Here is a 26,823-nt window from a genome sequence, read left to right on the forward strand (position 1 = left end):
GGTTGCATGCAAAAAGACGCCTACACTCTCATACTCGACGCCATCGACGAAGGCGTTTACCGCCCCGGGGACCGTTTGGTCGAATCCGAATTGGCGGAGCGGTTCGGAGTGTCACGCACCCCGGTACGCGAGGCGCTGCAACGGCTGGAAACCCAGCAAATGCTGGCCCGCGACGGGCGGTCGCTGATCGTGGCCTCGCTCGATCACAACCAGCTGGCGGAGCTCTATATCGTGCGCGCCGAACTGGAGGCGCTGGCCGCGCAGCTGGCGGCGAAACATGCGGCGCCCGAAGAGGTCCGCGTGCTGCAGAACATGATCGACGAGGATCGCGGGCAACTGGACGATCCCGAGGCGTTGAGCCGGGCCAATCGCCGGTTCCACCACCAAATTCACCTCGCCTCGCATAATCGTTACCTTGTCCAGCAGCTCGACCTCGTGCACCGCTCGATGGCGCTTCTCGCGACGACCTCGCTTGCGGTGAAGGGCCGGGGCGAAGCTGCGCTCGACGAGCATCAGGCGATTGTCGATGCGATCCGCGAAGGCAATGGCGATGCGGCGGCCTCGGCGCTGCGCGCCCATATCTCGCGGGCCTTCGAGACGCGTCTCACGCTCGACGCGGCGCATCACGGCACGGCGGGCCACTGGGCCGAGGCGCTCTGATCACCCGATAAGCGGCGCATGCGCCAGACGCTGCGGTCCGGGCTTTGCCCCGGCCTGTGCGGCTGCGATTTCCTCGAGAAGCCTGTGCTGCGCGCTGTCCGGCGCTGTGGCTCCATTGGCATCGAAAATGCCGTGGCTGGTTTTGTCCCAGTAGAAGGGCCGTGCGACCAACTCATACAGCGCCTTCCAGCCCGCCAGTGCGCCCAGCGGATAATAGAGATGCAGCGTCGGCACCCATTTGATCAGATGGCGATGTTCCGCACCGCGGCAGGCCCAGGCCGAGGTCGTGATCGCGATCAGCTCGGACAGGATGAAAGTGCCCATGACGATGGCAAAGACCGGGCCGGGCAGGGCGCTCGCAATCGGATGCCAGACTCCGAACAGCGCGAGCCAGAAACTCCACAGTACCGGGGCCAGAACATATTGCGAGAGCGATCCGAGGATCAGGATCTGCACCCCGATGAAGCGTTTCGTTCCGAGATCGCGCCAGAGCTGCACCGGATCGCGCATATGGACCGCCCAGGTCATCGCGTAGCCCTTCAGCCAGCGTGAGCGTTGTTTGACCCATGGCACAGCACGGCAGTTGGCTTCCTCGTGGGTGACCGCCGGGATCAACTCGGTGCGGTACCCATGCCGCGCGAGCCGCACGCCCAGATCGGCATCTTCGGTCACGTTATGGGCGTCCCAGCCGCCCAGCTTCTCCAGTGCGTCGCGGCGGAAGAACAGAGTAGTGCCGCCCAGAGGCACGACGAAACCGAGCCGCGCGAGCCCCGGCAGGAACATCCGAAACCAGGTCGCATATTCCACGGTGAAGCAGCGGGCGAGCCAGTTGCTGCGCGGGTTGTAATAATCGAGGATGCCTTGCAGGCAGGCGGTCTCGGGGGGCGCTGCGAGAAAGCGTTGAGCGGCGATCTGCAGCTGATCCGGTTCGGGCGCGTCTTCGGCATCCCAGATTCCGATCACCGATCCGCGGCAGAAGTTCAGCGCGTAGTTCAGCGCGCGCGGCTTGGTCTTGATCGGCCCGTCGGGCACCGTGACCACCCGCATCCAACGCGGCAGATCGGCACCGGAAAGGGCTGCCAGAGTCATCGCGTCGGTTTGCTCGACGACGAGGATCACGTCGAGCAATTCGCGCGGATAGCGCAGCTTGCCGAGCCGTTCGACCAACCGCGCGGCGATGTCTGTTTCGCGAAAAAGCGGTACCATCATCGAGATGATCGGCAAACGTCCTCTTGGCGCGCCACGGTCGCACGGGTCAGGGGCGGGACGGCGGCAGGCGATGAGTTCGCTCGCGAAAGCGGCGAGCTTGAGCGCCATGGAACCCACGAGTGTCAGCATCACCCATGCGAAAAGGATGCCGATCAGGAGAGAAGGTGCGAGCCACAGGCCGAGACCCGTCACCACGAGAAACCCCGCCGCAATCCGGCTTGCACGCTGTTCGTTATGGTCGCGGCAGCTCTCGGCCGGGTCGACCTTGATCTCGGCGCGGCGGATCAGGGCGGTCTGGCGCCGGGCCAGCAAGCTCTCGTGGATGCAGCGTTCCGGCGCAAGCACCAGCCTGTAGGGGGCGTGGCGCGCGGGCAGGGCGTCGCGCAGCGCTTCGAAATCCTCGGGCCGTGCGGTCGCGATCAGGGTAACACCGCCAACGCGCCGCCACGGCACCATCGCATGTCTCAGGCACAGTTCCGCCCCGACAGCGTCGATCAGACGTGGATCGGGCGGGCAGGCCTGCAGATCGACGACCGAGGCGTGCCATTGCTCGGCCAAGGCCGCTAGCAGATCGGCCTCGCGCACCCAGCCATTCGCAAGGAGGATGTCGCCCAGCCGCACATCTTCGCGTTGCCGCAATGCGAGTGCTTTCAGGAGGTCGCCGGGGTCGATTGCGCCTCGGTCCAGCAGGATTTGCCCCAAGGGCGGTCGGTCGGCACGGCTGGGTTTGCGGTCGGGCGTGCCCAGCGGATCACGCTTGGATCGCACCAGCGCGCCAGACGAATTCGCCGGTGACGCGCGCTGCGCGCGTTCCGCCGGTTCTGCTATCGCCGCCGGTATTTCGAGAAGCTGTCGCCGCGCGCCGCCCATGCCAATCCTCGCATCTGTCCCGCAGGGCAGAATGCGAACGCTTGGTTAACATGGTGTTAACGCCCGCCGGGGCCGGTTAGGCATCACGGCGAGCGATTGGTCGGAGTGCAGCTTACGCCTTGCGCGCGCGCATCGCGGTCGCGAAGCGCTCGAACAGGTAATAGCTGTCCTGCGGGCCCGGGCTCGCCTCGGGGTGATACTGCACCGAGAAGACCGGGCGATCGGATATGGCGATCCCGCAGTTCGAGCCGTCGAAGAGCGACACGTGGGTTTCGGAGACACCCTTGGGCAGGGTCTGACTGTCGACCGCGAAGCCGTGGTTCATCGAGGTGATCTCGACCTTGCCGGTGGTCAGGTCCTTCACCGGGTGGTTCGCCCCGTGGTGGCCGTGATTCATCTTGATCGTCTTCGCGCCGAGCGCGAGCGCCAGCATCTGGTGGCCGAGGCAGATGCCGAAGACCGGCAGCTCGGTTTCCAGAATGCCCTTGATCATCGGCACGGCATATTCCCCGGTGGCCGCCGGATCGCCCGGACCGTTCGACAGGAAGACCCCATCGGGCTCAAGCGCGAGCACGTCCTCGGTCGTGGCAGTCGCGGGCAGCACGGTCACGTCGCAGCCAGCCGAAGCGAGGCAGCGCAGGATGTTACGCTTCGCGCCGTAGTCGATGGCGACCACTTTCAGATCGTTGCCTTCGGCTTTCTTGTAGCCCTCGGGCCAGGCCCACCGCATCTCGTCCCAGCGGTAGCTTTGCGAGCAGGTCACGTCCTTCGCGAGGTCGAGTCCTTCGAGCCCGGACCATTCACGCGCCTTGCGCACCAGCGCCTCGATGTCGAAGACGCCATCGGGGTTGTAGGCAAGCGCGACATGCGGCGCACCCTGCTGGCGGATCGCGCGGGTCAGGCGGCGGGTGTCGATGCCGCCGATGCCGATCCGGCCGCGCTTCTCAAGCCACTCGACCAGCGTCTCGGCCGCGCGCCAGTTCGACGGCTCGGTCGGGTCCCACTTCACCACCATGCCAGCGGCGACGGGGTCGTTCGTCTCGTCATCTTCCGGGTTCACGCCGGTGTTGCCGATATGGGGGAAGGTGAAGGTCACCACCTGACCCGCATAGGAGGGGTCGGTCATGATTTCCTGATAGCCGGTCATCGAGGTGTTGAAGACCAGTTCGGCCACTGTCTCGCCCGGGCGGCCGAAACCCTTCCCGTAAAACAGCGATCCATCAGCGAGCGCGATCAACGCAGTGGGCTTTTCCGATGCGGACTGGCTTGCAGGCATGGCGCGACTCCCCGATGTCAAAATTCGCCGGAACCTAGACGCGCTGAACGCGGGGGTCAAGAGGCCATGAAATAATTGCGAATTGCTTATTTATCAATGACTTGCGGATGTTGTGCGCGTTTCGCAATGCCGCTATTCTGGCGCCTTCACTGAAGTAGGGACACGATGTGATGCAAATGCGCGATAAGATCGCCGCCGCGTTGAAAGCGGCGATGAAGGAAAAGGATCAGGAGCGGCTCTCGACGCTGCGACTGGTCAACGCCGCCATCAAGGACCGCGAGATCGCGATGCGCGCCGAAGGCGAGGGCGAGGGCACTGTCGGCGACGCCGAAGTGCTTGCGATCATGGGAAAGATGGTGAAGCAACGTCAGGAAAGCGCACGCGCCTATGAAGAGGGCGGTCGGCTGGAGCTGGCCGAGAAGGAGCAGGCCGAGATCCGCGTGATCGAGGACTTCCTGCCGCGTCAGCTGAGCGAAGATGAGGTGAATGCCGCCATCGAAGCCGCTATCTCGAAACTCGGTGCGGAGTCGATTCGCGACATGGGGCGCGTGATGGGCGAGCTGAAGGGCCAATATACCGGACAGATGGATTTCTCGAAGGCGGGCCCGATGGTGAAAGATCGTCTCGCCTCCTGATCTGACTTGGGTCTCTCGAGACTGGGAACAGCGCCCCCTTGTGGGGCGTTTTCTTTTGCGAGTTTCTAAAAGGAGGCAGCGATGCCGGCGCAATCGAAAGCACAGCAGAAAGCAGCGGGCGCGGCGCTCGCAGCCAAGCGCGGCGAGACCAAGGTCGGCGATCTTCAGGGCGCGTCGAAGGAGATGTATGACAGCATGTCCGAAAGCGAGCTTGAGGATATCGCGAGCACGAAGCGCAAGGATCTCCCTGAGAGCAAGGACGACTGAGAGGCGCGGTTGCGGCCGTGCCTGATGACGAGTGACGAGTGATGTGTTTGGAGAAGTGGATGGGGCGTCTTCCGGGGTTGGCGGTGATTGGGACTGTTGTCGGTCTATCGGGATGTGTCCCGGAACCGGGCCTGCAGGATCTGAAGCGAAGCTATCCCGACCGCACGCTTTATCATTTCAATTCCTCTGCCTTGGGTGGCGAGGTGAGTTATCTCTGCGCGGCGGGCAGCACGCCGAGGGCTACCAAAGCCCGCGCGCGCAAGGCCCATGCCGCCTATGAGGTCGAAATACAAAGCTACGGTGGCAGGTTCGCCGAGACGCTGGTCTCCGCTCTGGAGGCCGGAACCGGGGCGAGTTCCGCCGCGCAAGAGGTCAATCGCGACAGCGACGCCTGGGCGCGCGAAGCGGCGTTGAAGATCGAAGAGCAGTATGAATGCCTGCCCGTGGCCGCGCCGGGGGTCGGTATCTCGAAGTGATCAGGGCGTAATGGGCGCGCGCGAGGCTGCAAGGCGGATCACGAGTTCGCGGTGCAGCTGGCGGCGCTCTTCCGGGGTGAGAAAGGCGCCGATCTCCACTTCGCGCGGACCGCCGCGCAGTGTCAGATAGGCTTCGACCGGCCCGCCCTTTCCATGCAGATCAGCCTGCACCCAATGCGGATTGGCCGCCCAGTCGCGCGAGGGTTTGCCCGGTTCGTGGCGGATCAGGTGCAATTGGGGCCCGTTGAAGGTCAGGATCTCGAGCACCTCTCCGGTGCGATAGCTATGTGAGATCGCCCACCACACGCCTGCAATGGCGAGCGCGATGAAGGGCAGCAGCCCCCACAGTTCGACATGGCCCAGCAGCGACAGCAGCGGCAGGCTGACCATGACCACCGTAGCCGCGATGAAGAAGACGAAGCCTTTGCGCGGCAGGGAACGGTAGGGCCACAGGTGCAGCTGATCGGGCAGGGGCGCAGCCTCGGAGCGGGGCGCCTCCATGGTTTGGCCTTCGGTATCTGTCCAGCGATAGGGCATGATCCGCCCGGTCCTTCCTGCAACCTCTCGCCCTTTTGCAAACGGCCCCGGATCGCTCCGGGGCCGTTCTCGTTATCAGGAGATGTAGATCACTAGTGCGCGTGGGCGTGATCCCAATCCTCGCGCTTCGGGAGCTCCTCGAAAGTGTGCTCCGGCGGCGGGGAGGGCAGGGTCCACTCCAGCGTGTCGGCATACTCGTTCCAGTAGTTGTTCTCGGTGACGCGCTTACCCTTGAAGAGGGTGTAGAACACGATGCCGATGAAGAACACGAAGCTGGCGAACGAGATGAACGCACCGATCGAGCTGATGTAGTTCCAGGTGGCGAAGGCCTCCGGATAGTCGATGTAGCGGCGCGGCATGCCCTGACGGCCGAGGAAGTGCTGCGGGAAGAAGATCAGGTTCGAACCGATGAACATCATCCAGAAGTGCAGCTTGCCGGCCCATTCCGGGTACTGGCGGCCCGACATCTTGCCGATCCAGAAGTAGACGCCCGCGAAGATCGCGAACACCGCCCCCAGCGACATAACGTAGTGGAAGTGCGCCACGACGTAGTAGGTGTCGTGATAGACGCGGTCGAGCGGCGCCTGCGACAGCACCACGCCGGTCACGCCGCCGATGGTGAACAGGAACAGGAAGCCGATCGCCCAGAGCATCGGCGTCTTGAACTCGATCGAGCCGCCCCACATCGTCGCGATCCAGCTGAACACCTTCACGCCCGTTGGCACCGCGATAACCATCGTCGCCACCATGAAGTAGCTTTGCTGGGTCAGCGACAGGCCCACCGTGTACATGTGGTGCGCCCAGACGACGAAGCCCAGCACGCCGATCGCCACCATTGCATAGACCATCGGCAGGTAGCCGAAGACCGGCTTCTTGGAGAAGGTCGCGATGACGTGGCTGATGATGCCGAAGCCCGGCAGGATGATGATGTAGACCTCGGGGTGTCCGAAGAACCACAAGATGTGCTGGTAGAGGATCGGATCGCCGCCACCCGACGGATCGAAGAAGGTGGTGCCGAAGTTACGGTCCATCAGCAGCATGGTGATCGCGCCCGCCAGAACCGGCAGCGACAGCAGGATCAGCCAGGAGGTCACGAAGATCGACCAGGCAAACAGCGGCACCTTGTGCAGGGTCATGCCCGGCGTCCGCATGTTGAGGAAGGTCGTGATCATGTTGATCGCGCCGAGGATCGAGCTGGCGCCCGAGACGTGCACGGCGAAGATCGCGAGATCCATCGAATAGCCGCCCTCGTTCACGGATAACGGCGGGTAGAGCACCCAGCCCACGCCCGAGCCTGCGCCGCCACCGCCACCGGGGGCGAGCAGCGAAGCGATCCCGAGCGAGGTGCCCGCGACATAGAGCCAGTAGCTTAGGTTGTTCATCCGCGGGAACGCCATGTCCGGCGCGCCGATCTGGAGCGGCATGAAGTAGTTGCCGAAGCCCCCGAACAGCGCCGGAATGACAACGAAGAACATCATCAGGACGCCATGATAGGTGATCATCACGTTCCAGAGGTGCCCGTCGGGGGTGCATTCCTCAGCCGAAGCGATGAAGCGCGCGCCCTCGGCGCACATGTATTGCACGCCCGGCTCCATCAGCTCGAGGCGCATGTAAACTGTGAACAGGACCGAGATCAGCCCCACCGCACCTGCGGTGAAGAGATACAAGATCCCGATATCCTTGTGATTGGTCGACATGAACCAACGGGTAAAGAACCCGCGCGTGTCATGTGCGCCCTCGCCGTGAACGGCTGCGTCCGCCATAGTGATCTCCCATTTCTCCCGTCAGACCCGGGTCTCCCGTCCCTTTGGGCCTGAATGAACGGAGGTTATGAATATTTCGATGGCAGGGCAAGAATTCTGCACACGCAGCCGTGAAAAAATGTCGCAGCTCTGTCAGGTGTGAGTGATCCGTGATCTCGCGCCCTTGGCTGGCTGTGCGAGCGTCGGGGTTGCGCCAGACAGGCGTTGCTAATCCGCGACGCTGGCACAAAAAAAGCGGACCCTCGAAAGGGTCCGCCAACGAACGCGTGATGCGTTTATATCGCGATCAGGACGCGGGCGCGTCGGGCGACACTTCTGCCGAACCGAGGTAAGCGGCGATGTCTGCCTGGTCCTTGCGCTGTTTGTAGGCCATGCCCGATTTCGCCTTGGGATCGCCGGTCTGCTCCTCGAGGAACTTCGACGGATCGGTGATGTATTCGGCGAGCAGCTCTTCGGTCCAGACGGCGCCGGTATCGGCGTATTCCTTGATCCCGTCCTTGTATTTATAGCCATCCACGGATGCGACCTTGCGGCCGATCACGTTGTAGAGGTTCGGGCCGACCTTGCCGCCTTTGTAGATCGCAGTGCCATCGGGGGCGACGATCGAGTGACAGGCCTTGCACCGCTTGAATTCGTTTTTGCCTTTCTCGACGTCCTGCGCAAGCGCGGGGCTCGCAACGGTGACGGCGGTGATCATGGCAATAAGGCTGAGTTTCATCGCGTCTTCCTTGTTCATTTTGAGACGAAGCTCGGGCCCTCCCGACCCGGCTTTCACAGGGCAGTCACGCTGCCTTGAAGGGCGTTCTAACATGCATGATTGCCTATGTGTCCACTAAACTTCTGAGGTCGCATTTAGTTTACTCACAAAAATGCGACAGAATGTCGCACGTAGCGCGAGATCAAGATCGGCCATTTCGACCGGCAGGCCGAGATCGACGAGGCTCGTCACCCCGTGTTCGCGAATCCCGCATGGCACGATTCCCTCGAAATGCGACAGGTCCGGCTCCACGTTGATCGAGATGCCGTGGAAGCTGACCCATTTGCGCAGCTTCACCCCGATCGCGGCGATCTTGTCTTCGCGCAGGCTGCCATCCGCCGCTTTCGGCTTGTCGGGACGCTGGACCCAGACGCCGACGCGGCCGTCGCGAATCTCGCCCTTCACGTTGAATTCGTCGAGCGCGGCGATCACCCAATCCTCTAGCTGGCGCACGAAGCAGCGCACGTCGCGCCCGCGCTTGTTCAGATCGAGCATCACATAGGCGACGCGCTGGCCGGGGCCGTGATAGGTGTATTGGCCGCCGCGCCCGGCCTCGAAGACGGGAAAACGGTCGGGATCGACGAGATCCTCGCGCTTCGCCGAGGTTCCCGCCGTGTAGAGCGGCGGGTGCTCGAGAAGCCAGATCATCTCCTCGGCCTCGCCCGCGGCGATCTTGGCCACGCGGTCTTCCATGAAGGCCAGCGCCTCATGATAGGGGACCGGGCTGTCACTTACGCGCCATTCGACCATTTCTTAACCTCACCCGCCGGAATTCCTCACCCGGCGTCAATATTCCTTGCCACATCACCGATTCGGAGCGCAAACTTGACCTATTGGTAAGGTCGCGCACCCCCCGCGCCGGTCACATTCCGACCGGTCCTGTCGTGCAGAAACATGGAATTTGCGGGGCAACAGGCAAGACCGGAAGTTATTTGATTGGAGGGTTCAGGGATGAAACACAAGTTCGTTCTGGCGGGTCTTGCGCTCGCTGTCGCTACGGGCGGACCGGCAGGGTCGGCGCTGGCGGGCGGCTCGGATATCGTGGGTGGGGTGATCGGAGGGATCATCGGCGGCGCGATCGTGAACGAGGCCAACCGCCAGCCGCGGACGGTTACGAAGCGCACCTACTACAAGAAGCCGACCATGTCGTCGGCGCAGCGCGAGGCCAATCGCGAAGTGCAGGTCTCGCTCAATCACTTCGGATGGAATGTCGGTACGCCGGACGGGGTGCTGGGGCGCAACTCGCGCGCGGGCATCTCGCAATATCAGGCATTCATGGATTTCCCGATCACGGGCAAGCTGACCGATCTGGAGCGCACCATCCTGACCACGTCGTATCAGAAGGCGAGCCTGGGCGGCGCTGCTGTCACGCAGACGATCTCGACCCATCCGCAGGGGATGCGCGGGCTTCTCTTGCAGACACGCGAGCAGATGCTGGGCACGGGGAAATCGACCTACGCTGGCAATTCGATCGGGGGCTTGCCGCCTCAGATTTCCGAGGCCGTGTTCGAGATCGCGCGCAGCTCCAATGTCGAGCCGCAGCAGCTGATGGCGCGGTCTGGATTCGTGCAGCTGGCCGATCTGAATAACGACGGGCGCACCGATTATCTGCTCGACACGTCGGTTCTGGGGCCGGGCTTCTGGTGCAACGACAAGAGCTGTGCGGTGCGGGTCTTCGCCTCGACGCCGAGTGGTTTCTCGCGCAACGACTTCCAAGCCTATAACGCGACGCCTGCGATGTTCACCTGTCAGGCGGGTACGTGCCAGAAGACCGGCGCGAGCGCCCAGAGCAACGCGCCGGTAACGGCTGCCGCGCGAGCGCCTGCTCCGGCACCAGCCGCGCCGTCCTTCGCGACGCAGATGGCCTCGCAGCCGGCGCCCGCGATGCCGTCCTTCGTGGCGCCCGCGCCGGTGGCCGAACCGGTGCCGGTGTCGCTTGCGTCTTTCTGCGCGAAGACCAGTCTCGTCACCTCGTCCAATGGTGGCTTCGTCACCGAGGCCTCGCTGACCGATCCGGGGCAGGCCTTGGGCGAGCAGTTCTGCCTCGCGCGCGGCTATGCCTTGGACGAAGGTGCGGAGCTCGAGGCCAATATCGGGGGCTTCACACCCGAGCAGATCGCCGCGCAATGCCGCGATTTCGGCGCCCTTCTCTCCGAGCAAGTGGCTGCCGTCGGCACCACCCCGCGCGACGCCACGCTTGCCAAGGTGAAAAGCTTTATCGACGGCTCGGGGATGAGCCCGGCGCAGCTCTCGGGCACCGCGAAGGTCTGCCTGTCGGTCGGCTACCGCACCGACGACATGGATGTGGCGCTGGGCTCGGCGCTGGTTCTGGGCGGTCTGGGCGAGGGCGCCTATGACGAATTGGTCGGCCATCACCTGATGCAGGGAATCGGCACGGCCGAGCGCGCCGACCTCGCGATGGGCTGGTATGAGAACGCGCTTTCGGCGCAGCCGGTCTTCGCGCCCGCGCAGCCCGAACGCAGCGGTCTGATCCGCAAGGCGGCCCTGATGATGAACGGTCGCGCCGACGCCGCAACGGCGCCGAAGCCTGTGATGGCGCTGCCGAGCTTTGCGGCGAAGGCGGCGGAGCTCGTGGAAACCGCGGCGCCGCAATAAACTGCACCCTGCACAGGCCGGGACAGCCCGGCCTGTCGCAACGGCAAGAGCGCGAATGCGAAAAATTCTCGCCAATCCCGAAATACCCCCTTTTCATCCCCCAAGCCTTTGGCTAATACGCGCCACACCAAGCCTAGACAGTGCGGTCGTGGCGGAATTGGTAGACGCGCAGCGTTGAGGTCGCTGTGGGGTAACTCCCGTGGAAGTTCGAGTCTTCTCGACCGCACCATTTCTCTCCTGAAGAGAAAGCTGACAGACCCGAGGCGGGTATTCCCTAAATCGAAAATCTCACGTTGCACCGTAGATGTGCGCGCAGGTTTGTGTGTCTCCTGATTTGGCGGATTTCCTTTATTTTCAAAGGCCTGATGGCCTCGGGCAAGCTCCGTGCGCTCGGTTCAAGGCTCGGTAGGGCCTCTTGCTGATCCTATCCCTCGACAGCGGCTTACCCTGAGCGAGGATCGCATGACCTGCCACATCACCGGAATAGTCACATCCCCAGACGGGATCATCTGCGCCAATTGCACCGTCAGCTTCGAGCGGCTGGGCGGAATCGTCTCGACCGTCGAGCAAGGCGGCGTCACGGTGCGCGTGCCGCGGATCGTCTCTGCGCAGACCGACGCGGAAGGCGTGCTCGCGATCGACCTGCCTGCGGGCGACTATCACGGCACCTGTTTCGGTGACGCGTGGGAGTTGCATTGGGAGTTTCTGGCGCGGGTGCCCGATGCGCCAAGCGAGAGTTTTGCCAATTGTATCGCGACTGCCCCCGAGGAAGCGCCCGCAGATACGCCGCCCTCGGAGGCGAGCGCGGTATATGTCGCGCTGGCGCAGGCTTGGGCGGAAGGCATGGCCCCGGGCGGGCCGGGCACGCAAAGCGCGCAGGCCTGGGCGGAGGCTGCGCAGGTCGCGGCGCAATCGGCGAGCGCAGAGGCGACCGCGGCTGCGGTGGCCGGCGCGGCGGCTGCGGAGAGCCGGACGGCGGCGGAACTGGCGCGCGATGCCGCGTTGCTGAGCGGCGGAGTTTATGCGAGCGTTGCCGACGGGCTCGGGGCCACCGCGGAAGGCGCGCATTTCAGTGTGGCGGGCGAGGGCGCGCGTTTCGCGACGCTCTACCGTCATGCGGCTGGAGGCATCGCCGAGGAGGTCGCGAGCTACCCGTCAACCGAGGCGCTAGCGGCGCGGAATTTTACCGGTTTGCGCTCGGTCTTCGGCGGCAACGACTTTCGCGACGGTGCTGCTGGATGGGCCATCTCGGGGGCGGATACTGTAAGCTGGGCCCCCGAAGGCGCGGAGGTCGCGCGCAGCCTGTCGGGGCAAAGCTTCGGCGCGATGCTGATCTACAAAGACGTCCCCGGCGCGGGCGTTGATCTGGTCGCGGGGCATCGCTACGCGCTTTACGCCGATTTCGACGCGGAGGGCGATGTGGCTGCAAGCGGCATCCACACGCTCGGCTGGCGTCCCTTCGTGCTGCAATCGACGCCGGGATCGGCGATGGGCGCGCTGCGCGTGCAGGTGGGCGAGAGCGGTGCGCCGATCCGCCACCGTGTCGCGCGGTGCTTCACCGCCGAGGCGAGCGCGACGCGCGGCAATCCCTATATCGAATTCGCGAGCCCGCGCGACGGGAGCGATCAGAACCTCCTGACCCTGTCGCTCAAACTCACGCTGCGCTGCTTCATGCTGGTCGATCTGGGCATGGCCGGCGAACCCGCTTTCGACCTCAGTGAGGCAGAAGTGGCCGAAGCGCTGGCGCGGCTGGGCGCCCCTATCACCCGCTGCCCGAGACCGCGCAGGCAATCAGCTTCGACGCGGTGCGCGCGGTCCAGACGGGCTACGCCCAGCAGGCGGGGCAGGCGGCCCGCGCCGATCTGGCTGATATGGCGGAGGCGCTGCGCTCCCCTTGGGCGGGTAAGCGGGTCATCACTTTGGGCCATTCGCTGGTTTCGCAGGTCATGTGGCAACCGCCTCTGCGCGAGATGCTGTCACTCGAGGGGCACTCGGTGCGCGGGATCTCGGGTGGCACCTTGCAGCCCAAGCCGGGCGAGGGAGTGGCGGGTATGTTCTCACGCGACTATATGGCGGGGCTCGCGAACGACCTGATCAATTTCAGCGATGCGACCGCAGGAAACGCGACGACGCTGGGCCTGAGCGCGGGTGTCCGGGACCGGAGTGCGGCGACGATCTTCTGGCTCGGCGCGAATGACGGGGTGACGGATCTCGCGAATGCCGGGTATCAAACCCTCGCGCTCGATGGGGCGCAGATCGCGGGGCTGGCGGCGAAGGCGGCGGCGCTCTCCGTCGGGCATTTCGCAGGCCCCGCAGAGGGGCTCGCGGCGACGCAAGCCGGGGCCTATTTCAGGGCCCCCGGCACGCAGCCCGGCTTCGATATCCTCTATGAGCATCGCAATACCGGCAGCGCCGAGGCGCGCGCGATCTATCACGTTCCCCAGCCCGGTACCCCCTATAGCTGCGATCGGATCATGACCGAGGCCGAGCAGGACGAGTTCGAGGCGCGCAACGCCGCGGATGGCGCGGCGGCCTTTCTGTCTGCGCCGCTGAGCACCGGGCATATCGTGACCTATGAGGGGCTGTGGCACACGATGATCGCCAATTATCTTGCGGCGAGCGGCTTCGACGGGGTGCCCGATCATCGGCTGTTCATCGTGCGTGAGCCGCAGGCCTTCTGGTCCTTCGATGGGACGCTCGACTGGCCGCAGGGCCATTTCGAGCGCAACGCGGTGCATGCGCGTGTGGCCGATCGCTGGGGGATCCCGTTGATCGATCTGTGGGGCGAGAGCGGCATCAACCTAGCGACGCGCGGCTGGTATCTCGCGGTCGAGGCTGGGGGCGATCTGCTCGTCCATCTCAACGACCGTGGCGGACGCCTCTGCGCAAACCGGGTCGCGACGCGGATGGCGCAGTTTCCGCCGCTCGATCCGTCGGGGGCATCGGATGGTACGGCGCTGGCGCTGGACGCGTCCGGGCTCGCGCCGTGGCAACCCGACAACACGGTCGCGCCGGGCTGAACCCCGACCGATTTATCTCAAATCGCGTGAACTCTCTCGCGCGCGTTAACTCTGCCTTGGGAGGCGCGCGCGATGATCGCCCCTGGGTGAAACCGTGTGTGGGGCTGATCGGGCGGTCGGGCGATGGCGAGTTACGTCTTTCATGGCTATTTCCGATCGGATTTCCTGATCGAGGGCGGCGGCTCGACCGTCGTCACCGGCAGCCGTCTCATGATCGACCCGAGCTGGGACGTCGATACGAGCGGACGTATCTTCACCTTCACCGACGACGGCTCGACTCTCTCCGGCGACACACTTCTCGACGAGATCGGCAACGACCTCACGCAATCCGTCTCGGTGACCGATGCATATGGCGCGCCGATTGCGTCCGGTCAGGTCTATATCGAGAATGAGTTCACGCTGCTCGCCCCGGACGGCACGACGATCACAATCTATATCCTTGAGATCGGCGGAACGATCGTCGGCGAGGTCGCCGATCAACCGCTGCAGCCCGGTGTCACCTATGAGGTCACATCCGTCAGCGACGTCTCGACCGGCCCCGCCTATACCGAGCTCTTCAACGCAACCTACGACCCCGACGACGCCAACGCGATCCAGGGCGGCAGTCTGGATGACTCGCTTCAAGGGGGCGCGTCGAGCGACCTGATCGATGGGGGCGCTGGCGCCGACACCATCGACGGTGGCGCGGGCGACGACACGATTTACTACGGTACCGGCGGCGGCACGTTGGCCGAGGGCGATCTGGTCTACGGCGGCGATGGCAACGATCTGATCGACGACATTTCGGGCACTTTCTACGACTATGACGACACCATCTATGGCGGCGCCGGAAGTGATACGGTCTGGGCCGGGGGCGGCGCGGATTATGTCGAGGGCGGGAACGATGACGACGTCGTTCATGGCGAGGCCGGGGATGACACGATCCTTGGTGGCGCGGGGAACGACTATCTCTATGGCGAAGAGGGCAACGACTCGATTCTGGGCGAGGCGGGCTCGGATACCATCCTCGGCGGGACGGGGGACGACACGATCTCGGGCGGGGACGGGGCCGATCACCTCGCGGGGAGGCCGGGAGCGACCTCCTCTACGGCGATGCCGATGCCGACACGGTCTACCTGAGCGACGGCTGGGGTAGCGATACGATCTTCGGCGGCGAGACTGTCACCACGGGCAGCGATTTCGACCAGCTCAACTTCACCTATTACACGGCGAGCGGCGTGGCCGTCACCTTCTCCGGATCGGAGAGCGGAACGGCCAGCGCCGGTGGAAACGCGGCGACCTTCAGTGAGATCGAAGGGATTGTCGGGTCGCAGCAGGGCGACGTGATCGACGCCACCAATGATGCCAGCGGCGTCTTGATCGACGGTGGCGGCGGCGCCGACACGATCACCGGCGGATCGGGCGCGGACACGCTTTCGGGCGGAGACGGCAACGACACGATCTGGGCGCTGGGCGGCGACGACCTGATCTCGGGAGGGGCGGGCGACGATACGCTACAGGGCGTGGGCGGTAGCGATACGCTCACCGGCGGGGCAGGGGCTGACGAGCTGCATGGCGGCGACGATGCCGACACTTTCCTGCTTTATGCCGGGGACGGGGCTGAGACGATCTTCGGCGGCGAAGGCGGCACCGATTGGGACGTGATCGAGCTTGGTCCGGGTGAGGCCGTCGTCCTCTGGACGGGTTGGGAAACCGGCGCGATCAGTTATGACGGCGGCATTACCGTCACCTATTTCTGGGAGGTCGAGGAGGTTCTGGGCTCCGCCGACGCAGAGGCATTCGATGCCTCCGCCGCGGGGAATGCCGTCTCGATCGCAGCAGGCGACGGGGCTGATACGCTGACTGGCTCGGCGCTGGGCGACACGCTCGATGCGGGCGCTGGCGATGACGTCATCGATGCGGGTGCCGGGGTCGATACGGTAACCACCGGGCTTGGGGCCGATACGCTCCGCTTCAGCGATGGCGACGGGCAGGACATCGTCACCGATTTCGATCTGACGGATGGTGGGACGGGCTTCACGCTCGATCAGCTCGACGTCTCTGACCTGACCGATGGCACCGGAAATCCGGTCAACGCCTGGGACGTCGCGGTCAGCGACGATGGCGCGGGCAATGCGGTTCTCAGCTTTCCCAATGGTGAGAGCCTGACGCTTACCGGTATCGCGCCCGCGCAGGTGGCGGGGGCGCCGCAGCTCTATGCGATGGGGATCCCCTGTTTCACCGAAGGCACGCGGCTGGCTACGCCGCGCGGGCCGCGCCGGGTGGAAACCCTGAAACCGGGCGATCTGGTCACGACGTTGGGTGATGCGCCACAGCCGGTGCTGTGGCATGCGCATCGCCGGTTCGGCGCGGCGGCGCTGGCCGCCGATCCGCGGCTTTGTCCGGTGCGACTGCGGCCTGGGGCGTTCGGTAATAGCGAGGCGCTGGTTCTCTCCGGGCAACATTGCATCTGGGTGCCGGAGGGGCAGGGCGCCCTCGCGCGCGCGCGCCACTTAGCGGCAACGGGGTGGGGCGGGGCGCGGGTGATGCGGGGCTGCCGGAGGGTGATCTATCACCACCTGCTGCTGCCGCGTCACGCGTTGGTCAATGCCGGGGGTGCCTGGGTCGAGAGTTTCTGGCCCGGACCGCAGGCGCTGCGCGCGCTCACCGCGTCCGATCTGGCCGCTCTGCTGCGCGCGCGTCCCGCCTTGGCGGAGGTCCATTTCCTCGGCGCGGCGCCGGAAGCGGTCTACGGTCCACGAGTTCGTCCGTCGCTGACGTTGCGGAAGCTAGATCGTTCCAAATGCAAGTCGTGGTCGCTCCTTGCGCGACAAGCGACGCAAAACGGCAATTTTTCAGGCGAAACCGTGCTGTGATGCGTCGGTGACGTGGGTTTTTGATTTCCGGGTTGAAAAACGCAAATGCCCTTGCTTTAGTCACATGCACGGGAATTGACCAACGACAAAAAACAACGGGGAGCCCGCTTTGAACAACGCAGCTAGCGACGATGGATTCGTCGTATTCGACCGCGTGCAGAAGAGCTATGACGGCGAAACGCTCGTCGTGAAGGATCTCAATCTCTCGATCGGTAAGGGCGAGTTTCTGACGATGCTCGGACCGTCCGGTTCAGGGAAAACCACCTGCCTGATGATGCTTGCAGGTTTCGAAACCGCCACCAACGGCGAGATCCGCCTCGACGGCCAGAACATCAACATGGTGCCTCCGCACAAGCGCGGCATCGGGATGGTGTTCCAGAACTATGCACTCTTTCCACATATGACCGTGGGCGAGAACCTCGCCTTCCCGCTCGAAGTGCGGGGCATGGGCAAGGATGAACGCGAAACCAAGGTTAAGCGCGCGCTGGACATGGTGCAGATGGGGAGCTTCATCCATCGCCGTCCGGCGCAGCTTTCGGGCGGTCAGCAACAGCGGATCGCACTGGCCCGCGCGCTGGTCTTCGACCCCGAGCTGGTCCTGATGGACGAACCGCTCGGCGCGCTCGACAAACAGCTTCGCGAACATATGCAGTTCGAGATCAAGCACCTGCACGAAAGCCTCGGGATCACCGTGGTCTACGTGACCCACGATCAGGGTGAGGCGCTGACCATGTCGGACCGTGTGGCCGTGTTCAACGACGGCCGCATTCAGCAACTCGCGCCGCCGGACGAGCTTTATGAACGTCCGCAGAACAGCTTCGTCGCGCAGTTCATCGGTGAGAACAACAAGCTTCCGGGTCGCGTCGAGACGCTGACCGGCGACACCTGCACGGTGCGCCTGGAAACCGGTGAGATCATCGACGCGACGGCGGTGAACATCCGCGAGGCGGGACAGGAGACGCTGGTCTCGATCCGTCCCGAGCGGGTCGAATTCAAGCCCGAGATGATGCCTTCGGGCGCCCATACGATCAACGCCGACGTGCTCGAAGTGATCTATATGGGGGACATCCTGCGCACCCGTATGAAGGTTGCCGGGTCGCCGGAATTCGTCATGAAATCGCGCAATACGCTCGATCAGGTGCGGCTGACGGAAGGCCAGACGGTCAAGATCGGCTGGCACCCGCAGGACGCGCGCGCACTCGATCTCTAAAGAATGCGGAACGTGCGGTCCAAGCTCCGCACGCTCCGAACTGCCGCAAAAAGCGGCCAAGCGGCGAAAACGTCGCGAAACCACAAAAGCTCAACCAACTGGGAGTAAAACCAAGATGAAAAAAGCAATGATCCTGAGCACCGCGCTCGTCGGCCTCGTGGCCGGTGCGGCGCAGGCCGAGGAAGTCACTGTCCTTTCCTGGGGCGGCGCTTACGAAAAAAGCCAGGTCGAAGCCTATAACAAGCCCTTCGCGGAAGCGACCGGCATCGACGTGAACATGGAAGCCGCCGACAACCCGGCGACGCCGATCAAGGCACAGGTCGAGGCGAACAACGTGTCGGTCGACGTGGCCGATGTTGAGAAGTCCGACGCGATCCGGCTGTGCGACGAAGGTCTGCTCGAGCCGATCGACCCCGACACCGATCTGGCCGCGTCGCCCGACGGCACCCCGGCGAGCGAAGACTTCATCGATGGCTCCTTCACCGATTGTGGTGTGGCGAACATCGTGTGGTCGACGGTGATGTCCTACAACGCTGACAAAGTGGACGGCACCCCGAGCTCGATCGCCGACTTCTTCGACACCGAGAAGTTCCCGGGCAAGCGCGGTCTGCGTAAGTCGGCCAAAGGCACGCTGGAATTCGCGCTGATGGGCGCAGGCGTTCCGGCTGCGGACGTCTACAAGGAACTCGGCACCCCCGAGGGCGTCGACAAGGCCTTCGCCGAGCTCGACAAGATCAAGGGCGACGTCGTCTGGTGGGATGCCGGTGCGCAGCCGCCGCAGCTTCTCGCCGATGGGGAAGTCGTGATGTCGACCGCCTATAACGGCCGTATCTTCAACGCTGAAGTCGCCGAGGGTCAGCCCTTCAAGATCGTCTGGGACGGCCAGCTGATGGACTTCGACTTCTTCGTGATCCCGAAGGGCGCGCCCCATATGGAAGCCGCGAAGAAATATCTGAAGTTCGCGACCGAGACCCAGCAGCTCGCCAACCAGGCGAAGTGGATCTCCTACGGTCCGGCACGTAAGTCGTCGGCTCCGATGGTCGGTATGTATCAGGACGGCAAAACCGAGATGGGCCCGCACATGCCCACCGCGGAAAACAACATGCAGAACGCCCTGGTCAACGACTCGGAGTTCTGGGCTGACCACGACACCGAACTGAGCGAGCGTTTCAACGCTTGGCTCGCTGGCTAAAGCCACAAGGGCCGCGCGGCATTCACCTGTCGCGCGGCTCGACCTGTTCGATGTCAGGAGCCCCGCGGATGTCAGCTTTCCGGTCGTCACTGGCCTGTTTGTGCATCGGTCTTTGCCTGTCGTTGCCCGCTGCCTTGCACGCTCAGGCGCAAGACGATGCGGTCGTTGGATACGAGACCAGCGATACGAAGATGAACGCGGCGATCGGTCAAGCCCGCGCGACCTATGAAAGTGTCTTCATTCCTGCGGTGCGCGCCCGGTCCGGCTCGCAATTCATGCTCAAGGCGGGGATCGACACGCCCGCCGATGGCCTCGAACATATCTGGATCGCGCCGATTTCGATCTCCGCGCAGAAAATCACCGGCACGCTGATGAACGAGCCCGTGCATTTCAAAGCGCATGCGGGGGACGAGATTACCTTCGCGCCGAACCAGATTTCCGACTGGAGCTTTCGCCGCGATGGCAAGCTTCACGGCAATTACACGACGCGGGTGATGCTGCCCGATATTCCCGCCGAGCAAGCCGCGAATTTGCGCGCGCAGCTCGCCCCGCTGCCCTGAGGGGCCAAGGAGACACGATGAGCGACGCAACGATGGATGCGAGCCTGAACGGCCCCGAACCAACACAGTTGAAGACCGCCGATGGGCTGCCGCTGAAGGCCGCCCTTGCGAAATCGCAACTCCGCGCAAAACGCCGCGCCTTCCTTCTGGTCGCGCCGCTGTTCCTCTTCGTTCTGATTACCTTCGTCGTTCCGATCGGGCAGATGCTGCTGCAATCGGTCTATAACGACGGGTTCTCGAAGAACGCGCCGGCGCTGGGGCAATGGTTCAACGAACACCCCCTTGGGTCGCCGATCGACGAGAGCGCCTATACCGCGCTCGCCTCGGACCTCAAGCAGATGAAGGAAAACCGCACGCAGGGCGAGGCGGGGACCCGGATCAACTATGACGTGGCGGGCACGCGCTCGCTGTTCACCTCCACCGCGCGCAAGATCGAACGTCTCGAGCCGCCGTGGAAAGAAGCGATCCTGGGCGTGAACGAGGATTGGAGCGACCCGAACCTCTGGCGTGCGATGCGCTCCGCATCGAGCCCCTACACGGTGGATTTCTACCTCGCCGCGACCGACCACACCCGCGACAAGGACAACAATATCGTGCCCGTCGATCCGCAACGCGCGATCTACGGCAAGCTGTTCATCCGCACCGCGATCCTGTCGCTGGTGATCACCGTGCTCTGCATGTTCCTCGCCTTCCCGATCGCGCATCTGCTGGCCTCGCTGCCACTGGCGAAATCGAACCTTCTGATGATCTTCGTGCTGCTACCGTTCTGGACCTCGCTGCTGGTGCGGACGACCTCGTGGATGGTGCTGTTGCAGCAGCAGGGCGTGATCAACGATCTGCTCGTCTGGTCGGGTCTGATCGGCAACGATAACCGGCTGGAGATGATGTATAACCAGACCGGCACGATCGTCGCGATGACACATATCCTGCTGCCCTTCATGGTGTTGCCGCTCTATTCAGTGATGCGGACCATCCCGCCGAGCTATGTTCGCGCGGCTCGCAGCCTTGGCGCGACCTCGTGGACCGCCTTCCGCCGCATCTACCTGCCGCAGACGCTGCCGGGGATCGGGGCAGGGGCGCTTCTCGTGTTCATCCTTTCGGTCGGCTACTACATCACCCCCGCCCTTGTCGGTGGTGCGGACGGTCAGCTGATCTCGAACATGATCGCCTTCCACATGCAGAAATCGCTCAACTGGTCGCTCGCGGCAGCACTCGCCTCGATGCTGCTGGGCGGCGTCATCATCCTCTACTGGCTCTATGACCGGCTGGTGGGCATCGACAACATGAAGCTGGGCTGAGGAGAAACACAGATGGCCGTTCCCGCATATGCAAGCCCGCTCGAGAGAACTTGGCACTACGCCTATCTCGTGATCTGTGGCCTGATCTTCTTCTTTCTGATCGCGCCGATCGTGGTGATCATTCCGCTGTCCTTCAACGCGGAACCCTATTTCACCTTCACCGAGAAGATGCTCGCCTTCGACCCCTCCGGCTATTCGATGCGCTGGTATGACCTGCTGCTGACCTTCGGGATGCAGGAGCCGCAGGTGGAGCGTGGCTGGTCGTGGTGGATGGATGCCTGGCAGCATTCGACCTGGATCGACGTGGCGAAGAACTCGGTGATCATCGGCTTCTTCTCGACGATCCTCGCGACGGTGCTGGGCACGCTGGCAGCCCTCGGCCTGTCGCGCCCCGAGATGCCGTTCCGCCGCGCCATCATGGCGGTGCTTATCTCGCCGATGATCGTGCCGATCATCATCACCGCGACGGGGCTGTTCTTCTTCTACTCGAAAACCGGGCTGGCGCATTCCTATCCTGGCATCATCATGGCCCACGCGACCTTGGGCATTCCCTTCGTGATCATCACCGTGACCGCGACGCTGGTGGGCTTCGATCACTCGCTGACCCGCGCGGCGCAGAACCTCGGGGCGGATCCGCGCACGACCTTCTTCAAGATCGTGATGCCGCTGATCCTGCCGGGCGTGGTCTCGGGCGCGCTGTTCGCCTTCGTCACCTCCTTCGACGAAGTCGTCGTGGTGCTCTTTGTGGCAGGCTATGACCAGCAGACGATCCCGCGCCAGATGTGGAACGGTATCCGCGAGCAGATCAGCCCCGCGATCCTTGCGGTGGCGACGATCCTCGTCTTCGTGTCGATCGCGCTTCTGACCACGGTCGAGCTGCTGCGCCGCCGCTCCGAGCGCCTGCGCGGGATGTCACCCGGCTAAGGCGTCAAGCGTCAGCGGGCAGCGCTCGCCCTCATAAAACGTCTCAAGGAGCCGGGTGAACACCGGCTCCTTTTTCTTTGAGGCAGCCTCGAACAGCGTCGCGCAAGAGCGCAGCTTCAGCGCATCGACCGGCCCCATGATCTCCTCGATGGGCGTGCCCGCATGGGCGAGCACCGCCTCGGAGGCCTCCACCAGACGCGCCCGCAACACGGGATCGGCGAGATAGGCCCGCGCCTCGGCCAGATCCGCGATCCCATACTCTCGCGCGCGCGGAGAGCGGCCGAGCGAGGCCAGTTGCGGGAAGATCCACCAGATCCAATGGCTGGTCTTGCGCCCTTGGCGGAGCTCCGCGAGGGCGGTCGGATAGTCGCGGTCTTGGGGGGCGTGGAAGCGTTGGGTCATGGGGTGAGCCTAACACGCTCTGGACATCGCGAGGAGGGCCGCGACCGATCCGAGGGTGGGCGCAATCGCGCCCGCCTTGGGGGACGGCTTTGGTTAGCGCTCGACTAAATCTCTACTCGGAACTTCACTCAAAGATATTGAGAAGTTGTCAGAACTATTTTTTCCCGCGATTGGTCGTTTTCCCTGAGCCAGTAGGCCGGGTTTGTCCCGAGCCATTGCTGGAATTGTTCATTCCACCCTTGTGGACGTTGGAATGTTTCGGGGGCTTTGGGGGGGTATTAGTTGGTTTCTTTGTCATTTTCTTAGAATATAAATAGGAGCCACGCAGGAACGAGCATTACTGAGCATGATATCGAGAAAGTCAGGTTTTGATGTGCTCTGTCTAGTACTTTCTCATTATTGTCGAAAAAACCTTCAGCTTCCCGCGATAGTTTTCGATACAAATCCTCGACAGAAGCGCTTTCCCGCTGTTGCTCGAAAATGATTGCGGCAGAGTGGTCAAAAGTGCAAGCCTCGCGGGAAACCAATACGCGCGCGGAAAAGAACAAAGCGAAGAAGAATAACCCCGCAACCAACCATATCGCAAAATTCATTCCAAGGATATGAGGAGGGAGATTGTAGCCCGCTAAGCCTACGTCGCCTAATGCGTTCGCTCCGGTGGCCGCAACTAGGCCAGTAATTGCACTTGATATCGCGGCTTGATTTCGGAGATTGCGCAAGTCTTCCTTTTGCGAAGCTAACTGCCTTGATGCTAGGTCAAAGACTTCTTTTGAAAAAGGTGTCCCTGTCCTCATCCCTTACCCCCAAACCTCACAAAACTCCCGCCACTCGCCTTTGCTCATGCCCGACGTCTCCTGCGTGATCTCCTCGCCCGCCAGACGGCGCTTCAGCAGCTCCACCGCTTTGCCTGACAGGTTCACCCCGCCCAGACGATAATCCTCGAAGGCCGAATAGGCCGCGGGCACCCAGTCACGCACGATGTCGCACATGGTCTCGGCATAGACGCGGATCTCGTATTGGGCGTGGCTGTCGGCGCGCAGGCGCAGGAAGTGGAAGAGGTTGTGCAGGTCCACCTTCCAATACCATTGCGTGTAGATATTGGTGGGCAGGTTCATCCGCGCCAGTTCCCGGGCGAGGCCCTGTTTGCCCGCGTCCTCGTCGGGCGTCAGCATGTCCTCGTAATGGTCATAGGCGCGCATCGCGTCGTCGCGCAGGATGTCGAGCACGCGGGCGGCCTCGGCACCCTCCAGCACCTGACCGCGGCCCTGATGGTTCTGGCTCGATTGCGCGGCGAGCTGGCTGGCCTCGGGGATGTAGAATTCGCGGTCGAGGATCGAGTAGCGCGCGGAGTATTCGTTGACGTTCGCGGTGCGGTGGCGGATCCACTGGCGCGCGACGAAGACCGGAAGTTTGACGTGGAACTTGACCTCGCACATCTCGAACGGGGTCGAATGCCAGTGCCGCATCAGGTAGCGGATCAGGCCCGCGTCGCTGTTCACCGTCTTGGTGCCCCGGCCATAGGAGACCCGCGCCGCCTGCACGATCGCGTTGTCGTCGCCCATATAGTCGATGACCCGGACCACCCCGTGATCGAGCACTTCATGGGCGGTATAGAGGCGCTTCTCCATCCCCGGCGAGACCGCCCGTGCGGTCATTTGCGTCTCGGCGCGCTGTGCGTCGATCTCGGCTTGTTGTTCGGGGGTGAGCGCCATGATGTCCTCCGGATGTCTCGAATCGATCTCCACTATATATGCGATGGGCGGCTCTAGGAACCGCCATATCCTGTGGATAAGCCGGGGTGCTTGCCGCGGCTGCCTCAAGGGCTATCCTCCGGTTAACCGCAATCAGTTCCAAGGAAGCCTGTTCATGAAAATCGAATATCTGCACACGATGGTCCGCGTGCTCGACCTCGAGAAATCGAAAGCCTTCTACGAGCTTCTGGGCCTCAAGGAGCGCCGCCGCATCGAAAACGACAAGGGCCGCTTCACGCTGGTCTTCATGTGCCCGCCCGAGCAGGACGACGGCACGGCGGATGTGGAGCTGACGTGGAACTGGGACGGCGATAGCGGGCTGCCCTCGGACAGCCGCCATTTCGGCCACCTCGCTTACCGCGTCGAAAACATCTACGAGATGTGCCAGCACCTGATGGATAATGGCGTGACGATCAACCGCCCACCGCGCGACGGTCACATGGCCTTCGTGCGCTCGCCCGACAATATCTCGATCGAACTGCTGCAGATGGGCGAGCCGCTGCCGATCCAGGAGCCGTGGTCGAGCATGGAGAACACCGGCAGCTGGTGATCACTTACGGAAGTGATCCTTAAGCTTGTCGAAGGGGCTGCGGGTTTCCGTGGCCTCTTTCTTTTGCGGTGCGGGCTGCGGAGTGTCTTGCGGGACAGAGGTGTTGGCTTTCGCGGGTGCCTTGGTTCCGGTCGAAGAGCGCGGCGGCGCGACCCGTAGGCTCACCGCATTGAGGAATTTCGACCCGTCGCCCGCCGCCAGGGCAGGCGCCCCATCTGAGATCCCGCGCAGCAGGTCGTCGAGCATCTCCTGCTCGGCCTTCGGGAAATCGTTGAGCACATAGCCCGCCACTCGGTCCTTGTGCCCCGGATGACCGATGCCCAGCCGCACCCGCGCGTAGTCGGGGCTCATATGCTGATGAATCGAGCGCAGCCCATTATGCCCCGCATGACCGCCACCCTGCTTGAGGCGGCACTTACCGGGGGCCAGGTCCAGCTCGTCATGGAAGACGGTGATGTCGGAGACATCGACCTTGTAGAAATCGGCCGCCGCGCGCACGGACTGGCCGGACAGGTTCATGAAGGTCTCGGGTTTCAGCAGCACAACGCGGGTCGAGCCGAAGCGGCCCTCACTCACCTGACCCTGAAACTTGCCGCGCCACGGGGCGAAGCCGTGATCCTCGGCGATCCGGTCGAGCGCCATGAAGCCGATATTGTGACGGTTGTTCGCGTATTTCGCGCCCGGATTTCCCAGGCCCACCCAAAGCTGCATGCGTCTCCCCTTTCGAACGCCGGTGTCGAGGCTCTGCTCACCGAGGGATATGTGAGCGGGCGCGCAGGGGAAAGGGGGCGTCGCGCTTAAGCCGCGCGGTATTCGACATAAGTCGGGCGTCCCGACTCGCCTACGATGATCGGGCGCTCTTGCGGTTCGGGCAGGGCGAATTCATCGAAGAGGCGCTCGCTGGTCTCGTCGATATCGCATTTCGCAATTTCTTCATACCCGTTGCGCGGGAGTCGTCTCGACGCGAAGCGGTAGAACGGGCGCAGGACCGGACGCAGCACGGCATAAACGGCGCGACCAATTGCGCTGAGCATTCTAGGCGGTAGCACCACGAATGCTGCAAGAACGAGTGCGATAAGCTCCAGCATGTGACTAGCCTTTAGGTTGTATTACCTTCGAAGCTATCGCGTTTTGGAAAAAAGGCGAGAAATTTTTTGTTCACATAAATGTGAGCATGTCCGGCCGGAGGTTTGCCGTGCAGCCGGCAATTGCGGCTTTGGGCAAAGAAAAACGGGGCCCCGAAAGGCCCCGTCTCGAAAATCTCATCGGAAGAAGAATTACTCTTCGGTCGCTTCTTCGCTGGCTTCTTCGCCTTCGTCCTCGTCGGAGGAACCACCACCGAAGCCTTTCGGCGGAGCGACGTTCGCGATCACGAAGTCACGCTCGATGGTCGGCTTGGCGCCTTTCGGCAGGTCCACGTCGGAGATGTGGATGGTGTCGCCGATCTGCTTGCCTTCGAGGTCGACCACGATCTGCTCGGGGATATCACCGGCGAGAACGTTGAGTTCGACTTCCGGGCGCACTGCGACGAGGGTGCCGCCGCGCTTCAGGCCGGGCGCCTTCTCGTGGTTGATGAACTCGACATGCACGAAGAGCGAGATGCGCGAGTTGCGGTGGGTGCGCATGAAGTCGACGTGGGTCGGCAGGTCCTTGACGACGTCTTTCTGAACGCCGCGGCAGATCACGCGGACATCTTCCTGGCCGTCCATCTTCAGGTTGAAGAGGGTGGACATGAAGCGGCCTTTGCGCAGGCGGGTGATCAGGCGGTTGTAGTCGAGGTTGATTGCAACCGGGTCCTTGCCGTCGCCGTAGACGATACCGGGCACGAGGCCCTCACGACGCGCTTGCCGAGCGGCCCCCTTGCCCGTCCCCGTACGCGCCACGGCTTCGATCGTTTCGATCTCTTTTGCCATAACTGGTCTCCAATTTGTCAAAGTGATGGGCCGCCTCCAAGGGTGTCGGGCCCATGAAGCCGCGCGGATACTCGGGATTGGC

General features: G+C 63.4%; 26 protein-coding genes, 1 tRNA gene and 1 pseudogene. 16 read left to right on the top strand and 12 right to left on the bottom strand.

All coding sequences use genetic code 11. The annotated features are described in order from the left end of the window. Window positions 1–6: 6 nt before the first annotated feature. Window positions 7–660 carry a GntR family transcriptional regulator gene (locus AKL02_RS05170; protein ID WP_078519773.1) on the top strand — a complete coding sequence of 218 codons (654 nt, stop codon included), beginning with the start codon at window positions 7–9 and terminating at the stop codon, window positions 658–660. Here AKL02_RS05170 and AKL02_RS05175 read toward each other — a convergent pair whose 3' ends face one another. Both AKL02_RS05175 and carA read right to left on the bottom strand, forming a co-directional pair. Then, the gene (locus tag AKL02_RS05175) at window positions 661–2,739 is read right to left on the bottom strand and encodes a glycosyltransferase family 2 protein (RefSeq protein ID WP_083079234.1); all 2,079 of its coding nucleotides are present in this window, start codon (window positions 2,737–2,739) and stop codon (window positions 661–663) included. A 112-nt stretch (window positions 2,740–2,851) separates the two neighbouring features. Next, a complete protein-coding gene (gene carA, locus AKL02_RS05180; RefSeq protein ID WP_078519771.1) occupies window positions 2,852–4,015 on the bottom strand; it encodes a glutamine-hydrolyzing carbamoyl-phosphate synthase small subunit in 1,164 nt (387 codons plus the stop codon). A 170-nt stretch (window positions 4,016–4,185) separates the two neighbouring features. Here carA and AKL02_RS05185 point away from each other — a divergent pair, with 170 nt between their 5' ends. From AKL02_RS05185 to AKL02_RS05195, 3 genes are all read left to right on the top strand, one after another. Continuing rightward, the gene (locus AKL02_RS05185) at window positions 4,186–4,650 is read left to right on the top strand and encodes a GatB/YqeY domain-containing protein (RefSeq protein WP_078519770.1); all 465 of its coding nucleotides are present in this window, start codon (window positions 4,186–4,188) and stop codon (window positions 4,648–4,650) included. A gap of 81 nt (window positions 4,651–4,731) precedes the next feature. Beyond that, the gene (locus tag AKL02_RS05190; RefSeq protein WP_078604010.1) at window positions 4,732–4,917 is read left to right on the top strand and encodes a DUF3008 family protein; all 186 of its coding nucleotides are present in this window, start codon (window positions 4,732–4,734) and stop codon (window positions 4,915–4,917) included. Between the two features lie 59 nt (window positions 4,918–4,976). Next, window positions 4,977–5,393 carry a hypothetical protein gene (locus tag AKL02_RS05195; RefSeq protein ID WP_083079233.1) on the top strand — a complete coding sequence of 139 codons (417 nt, stop codon included), beginning with the start codon at window positions 4,977–4,979 and terminating at the stop codon, window positions 5,391–5,393. On the opposite strand, the gene AKL02_RS05200 is transcribed toward AKL02_RS05195, so the two are convergent. From AKL02_RS05200 to lipB, 4 genes are all read right to left on the bottom strand, one after another. Then, window positions 5,394–5,930: a DUF2244 domain-containing protein gene (locus AKL02_RS05200; protein ID WP_083079232.1), complete on the bottom strand. Its 537-nt coding sequence runs from the start codon at window positions 5,928–5,930 to the stop codon at window positions 5,394–5,396. It abuts the gene before it with no gap. Between the two features lie 92 nt (window positions 5,931–6,022). Continuing rightward, window positions 6,023–7,693, bottom strand: a complete 1,671-nt coding sequence (gene ctaD, locus AKL02_RS05205; RefSeq protein ID WP_078539822.1) for a cytochrome c oxidase subunit I — start codon at window positions 7,691–7,693, stop codon at window positions 6,023–6,025. A 286-nt stretch (window positions 7,694–7,979) separates the two neighbouring features. Further along, window positions 7,980–8,411: a c-type cytochrome gene (locus tag AKL02_RS05210; RefSeq protein WP_078520032.1), complete on the bottom strand. Its 432-nt coding sequence runs from the start codon at window positions 8,409–8,411 to the stop codon at window positions 7,980–7,982. A 114-nt stretch (window positions 8,412–8,525) separates the two neighbouring features. Beyond that, complete coding sequence (lipB, locus tag AKL02_RS05215) at window positions 8,526–9,200, bottom strand: lipoyl(octanoyl) transferase LipB (protein ID WP_083079231.1); 675 nt, start codon at window positions 9,198–9,200, stop codon at window positions 8,526–8,528. A 201-nt stretch (window positions 9,201–9,401) separates the two neighbouring features. On the opposite strand from lipB, the gene AKL02_RS05220 reads away from it, so the two are divergent. From AKL02_RS05220 to AKL02_RS05270, 11 genes and pseudogenes are all read left to right on the top strand, one after another. Continuing rightward, window positions 9,402–11,066, top strand: coding sequence for a peptidoglycan-binding domain-containing protein (locus AKL02_RS05220; protein WP_083079230.1), 1,665 nt, complete (start codon window positions 9,402–9,404; stop codon window positions 11,064–11,066). 142 nt (window positions 11,067–11,208) lie between these two features. Further along, a tRNA-Leu gene (locus AKL02_RS05225) sits at window positions 11,209–11,295 on the top strand. Window positions 11,296–11,528: 233 nt separating this feature from the next. Then, window positions 11,529–13,160, top strand: a complete 1,632-nt coding sequence (locus tag AKL02_RS05230; protein WP_198453261.1) for a hypothetical protein — start codon at window positions 11,529–11,531, stop codon at window positions 13,158–13,160. Further along, the gene (locus AKL02_RS05235; RefSeq protein ID WP_198453262.1) at window positions 13,118–14,086 is read left to right on the top strand and encodes a hypothetical protein; all 969 of its coding nucleotides are present in this window, start codon (window positions 13,118–13,120) and stop codon (window positions 14,084–14,086) included. Before AKL02_RS05230 ends, AKL02_RS05235 begins: the two co-directional genes overlap by 43 nt. A gap of 210 nt (window positions 14,087–14,296) precedes the next feature. After that, window positions 14,297–15,085 (top strand): annotated as a pseudogene (locus AKL02_RS05240) (calcium-binding protein); the annotation flags it as partial. Between the two features lie 218 nt (window positions 15,086–15,303). Further along, the gene (locus tag AKL02_RS05245) at window positions 15,304–16,941 is read left to right on the top strand and encodes a Hint domain-containing protein (RefSeq protein WP_198453264.1); all 1,638 of its coding nucleotides are present in this window, start codon (window positions 15,304–15,306) and stop codon (window positions 16,939–16,941) included. 109 nt (window positions 16,942–17,050) lie between these two features. Continuing rightward, window positions 17,051–18,151 (top strand): ABC transporter ATP-binding protein, encoded by a 1,101-nt coding sequence (locus AKL02_RS05250; protein WP_078569534.1) that lies wholly within the window; start codon window positions 17,051–17,053, stop codon window positions 18,149–18,151. 115 nt (window positions 18,152–18,266) lie between these two features. Continuing rightward, the gene (locus AKL02_RS05255) at window positions 18,267–19,343 is read left to right on the top strand and encodes an ABC transporter substrate-binding protein (protein ID WP_083079227.1); all 1,077 of its coding nucleotides are present in this window, start codon (window positions 18,267–18,269) and stop codon (window positions 19,341–19,343) included. Between the two features lie 68 nt (window positions 19,344–19,411). Continuing rightward, entirely contained in the window at window positions 19,412–19,903 is a 492-nt protein-coding gene (locus AKL02_RS05260) for a YegJ family protein (RefSeq protein ID WP_165757030.1), read from the top strand. 17 nt (window positions 19,904–19,920) lie between these two features. Beyond that, the gene (locus AKL02_RS05265) at window positions 19,921–21,201 is read left to right on the top strand and encodes an ABC transporter permease (RefSeq protein ID WP_083079225.1); all 1,281 of its coding nucleotides are present in this window, start codon (window positions 19,921–19,923) and stop codon (window positions 21,199–21,201) included. 12 nt (window positions 21,202–21,213) lie between these two features. Next, entirely contained in the window at window positions 21,214–22,125 is a 912-nt protein-coding gene (locus AKL02_RS05270) for an ABC transporter permease (protein WP_078519757.1), read from the top strand. Here AKL02_RS05270 and AKL02_RS05275 read toward each other — a convergent pair. The 3 genes from AKL02_RS05275 to thyX all read right to left on the bottom strand — a co-directional run bounded on the left by AKL02_RS05275 (window position 22,114) and on the right by thyX (window position 24,239). Beyond that, complete coding sequence (locus tag AKL02_RS05275) at window positions 22,114–22,527, bottom strand: DUF1810 domain-containing protein (RefSeq protein ID WP_083079224.1); 414 nt, start codon at window positions 22,525–22,527, stop codon at window positions 22,114–22,116. The genes AKL02_RS05270 and AKL02_RS05275 overlap by 12 nt on opposite strands. 302 nt (window positions 22,528–22,829) lie before the next feature. Beyond that, on the bottom strand, window positions 22,830–23,321 hold the full coding sequence (locus AKL02_RS05280; protein WP_133051994.1) for a hypothetical protein: 492 nt from the start codon (window positions 23,319–23,321) through the stop codon (window positions 22,830–22,832). 3 nt (window positions 23,322–23,324) lie between these two features. Further along, window positions 23,325–24,239 carry an FAD-dependent thymidylate synthase gene (thyX, locus tag AKL02_RS05285; RefSeq protein ID WP_083079223.1) on the bottom strand — a complete coding sequence of 305 codons (915 nt, stop codon included), beginning with the start codon at window positions 24,237–24,239 and terminating at the stop codon, window positions 23,325–23,327. Window positions 24,240–24,393: 154 nt separating this feature from the next. On the opposite strand from thyX, the gene AKL02_RS05290 reads away from it, so the two are divergent. Next, a complete protein-coding gene (locus AKL02_RS05290) occupies window positions 24,394–24,828 on the top strand; it encodes a VOC family protein (RefSeq protein ID WP_078519753.1) in 435 nt (144 codons plus the stop codon). On the opposite strand, the gene pth is transcribed toward AKL02_RS05290, so the two are convergent. The 3 genes from pth to AKL02_RS05305 form a co-directional block, all read right to left on the bottom strand. Beyond that, complete coding sequence (pth, locus tag AKL02_RS05295) at window positions 24,829–25,539, bottom strand: aminoacyl-tRNA hydrolase (RefSeq protein ID WP_078569527.1); 711 nt, start codon at window positions 25,537–25,539, stop codon at window positions 24,829–24,831. 86 nt (window positions 25,540–25,625) lie between these two features. Continuing rightward, entirely contained in the window at window positions 25,626–25,916 is a 291-nt protein-coding gene (locus AKL02_RS05300; RefSeq protein WP_083079222.1) for a hypothetical protein, read from the bottom strand. A gap of 189 nt (window positions 25,917–26,105) precedes the next feature. Further along, window positions 26,106–26,741: a 50S ribosomal protein L25/general stress protein Ctc gene (locus AKL02_RS05305; RefSeq protein ID WP_078569525.1), complete on the bottom strand. Its 636-nt coding sequence runs from the start codon at window positions 26,739–26,741 to the stop codon at window positions 26,106–26,108. Window positions 26,742–26,823 lie beyond the last annotated feature (82 nt).

Source organism: Thioclava electrotropha, from assembly GCF_002085925.2.
Classification (GTDB): domain Bacteria; phylum Pseudomonadota; class Alphaproteobacteria; order Rhodobacterales; family Rhodobacteraceae; genus Thioclava; species Thioclava electrotropha.

Coding starts and splice junctions, on each gene's coding strand:
- AKL02_RS05260 (WP_165757030.1), top strand. CDS start 19,412: ATGTCAGCTTTCCGGTCGTCACTGGCCTGTTTGTGCATCGGTCTTTGC.
- AKL02_RS05290 (WP_078519753.1), top strand. CDS start 24,394: ATGAAAATCGAATATCTGCACACGATGGTCCGCGTGCTCGACCTCGAG.
- AKL02_RS05275 (WP_083079224.1), bottom strand. CDS start 22,527: ATGACCCAACGCTTCCACGCCCCCCAAGACCGCGACTATCCGACCGCC.
- AKL02_RS05300 (WP_083079222.1), bottom strand. CDS start 25,916: ATGCTGGAGCTTATCGCACTCGTTCTTGCAGCATTCGTGGTGCTACCG.
- AKL02_RS05220 (WP_083079230.1), top strand. CDS start 9,402: ATGAAACACAAGTTCGTTCTGGCGGGTCTTGCGCTCGCTGTCGCTACG.
- AKL02_RS05190 (WP_078604010.1), top strand. CDS start 4,732: ATGCCGGCGCAATCGAAAGCACAGCAGAAAGCAGCGGGCGCGGCGCTC.
- AKL02_RS05305 (WP_078569525.1), bottom strand. CDS start 26,741: ATGGCAAAAGAGATCGAAACGATCGAAGCCGTGGCGCGTACGGGGACG.
- lipB (WP_083079231.1), bottom strand. CDS start 9,200: ATGGTCGAATGGCGCGTAAGTGACAGCCCGGTCCCCTATCATGAGGCG.
- AKL02_RS05200 (WP_083079232.1), bottom strand. CDS start 5,930: ATGCCCTATCGCTGGACAGATACCGAAGGCCAAACCATGGAGGCGCCC.
- AKL02_RS05195 (WP_083079233.1), top strand. CDS start 4,977: ATGGGGCGTCTTCCGGGGTTGGCGGTGATTGGGACTGTTGTCGGTCTA.
- AKL02_RS05175 (WP_083079234.1), bottom strand. CDS start 2,739: ATGGGCGGCGCGCGGCGACAGCTTCTCGAAATACCGGCGGCGATAGCA.
- ctaD (WP_078539822.1), bottom strand. CDS start 7,693: ATGGCGGACGCAGCCGTTCACGGCGAGGGCGCACATGACACGCGCGGG.
- AKL02_RS05280 (WP_133051994.1), bottom strand. CDS start 23,321: ATGAGGACAGGGACACCTTTTTCAAAAGAAGTCTTTGACCTAGCATCA.
- AKL02_RS05185 (WP_078519770.1), top strand. CDS start 4,186: ATGCAAATGCGCGATAAGATCGCCGCCGCGTTGAAAGCGGCGATGAAG.
- AKL02_RS05270 (WP_078519757.1), top strand. CDS start 21,214: ATGGCCGTTCCCGCATATGCAAGCCCGCTCGAGAGAACTTGGCACTAC.
- pth (WP_078569527.1), bottom strand. CDS start 25,539: ATGCAGCTTTGGGTGGGCCTGGGAAATCCGGGCGCGAAATACGCGAAC.
- AKL02_RS05265 (WP_083079225.1), top strand. CDS start 19,921: ATGAGCGACGCAACGATGGATGCGAGCCTGAACGGCCCCGAACCAACA.
- carA (WP_078519771.1), bottom strand. CDS start 4,015: ATGCCTGCAAGCCAGTCCGCATCGGAAAAGCCCACTGCGTTGATCGCG.
- AKL02_RS05170 (WP_078519773.1), top strand. CDS start 7: ATGCAAAAAGACGCCTACACTCTCATACTCGACGCCATCGACGAAGGC.
- AKL02_RS05230 (WP_198453261.1), top strand. CDS start 11,529: ATGACCTGCCACATCACCGGAATAGTCACATCCCCAGACGGGATCATC.
- AKL02_RS05255 (WP_083079227.1), top strand. CDS start 18,267: ATGAAAAAAGCAATGATCCTGAGCACCGCGCTCGTCGGCCTCGTGGCC.
- AKL02_RS05235 (WP_198453262.1), top strand. CDS start 13,118: ATGTTCTCACGCGACTATATGGCGGGGCTCGCGAACGACCTGATCAAT.
- AKL02_RS05210 (WP_078520032.1), bottom strand. CDS start 8,411: ATGAAACTCAGCCTTATTGCCATGATCACCGCCGTCACCGTTGCGAGC.
- thyX (WP_083079223.1), bottom strand. CDS start 24,239: ATGGCGCTCACCCCCGAACAACAAGCCGAGATCGACGCACAGCGCGCC.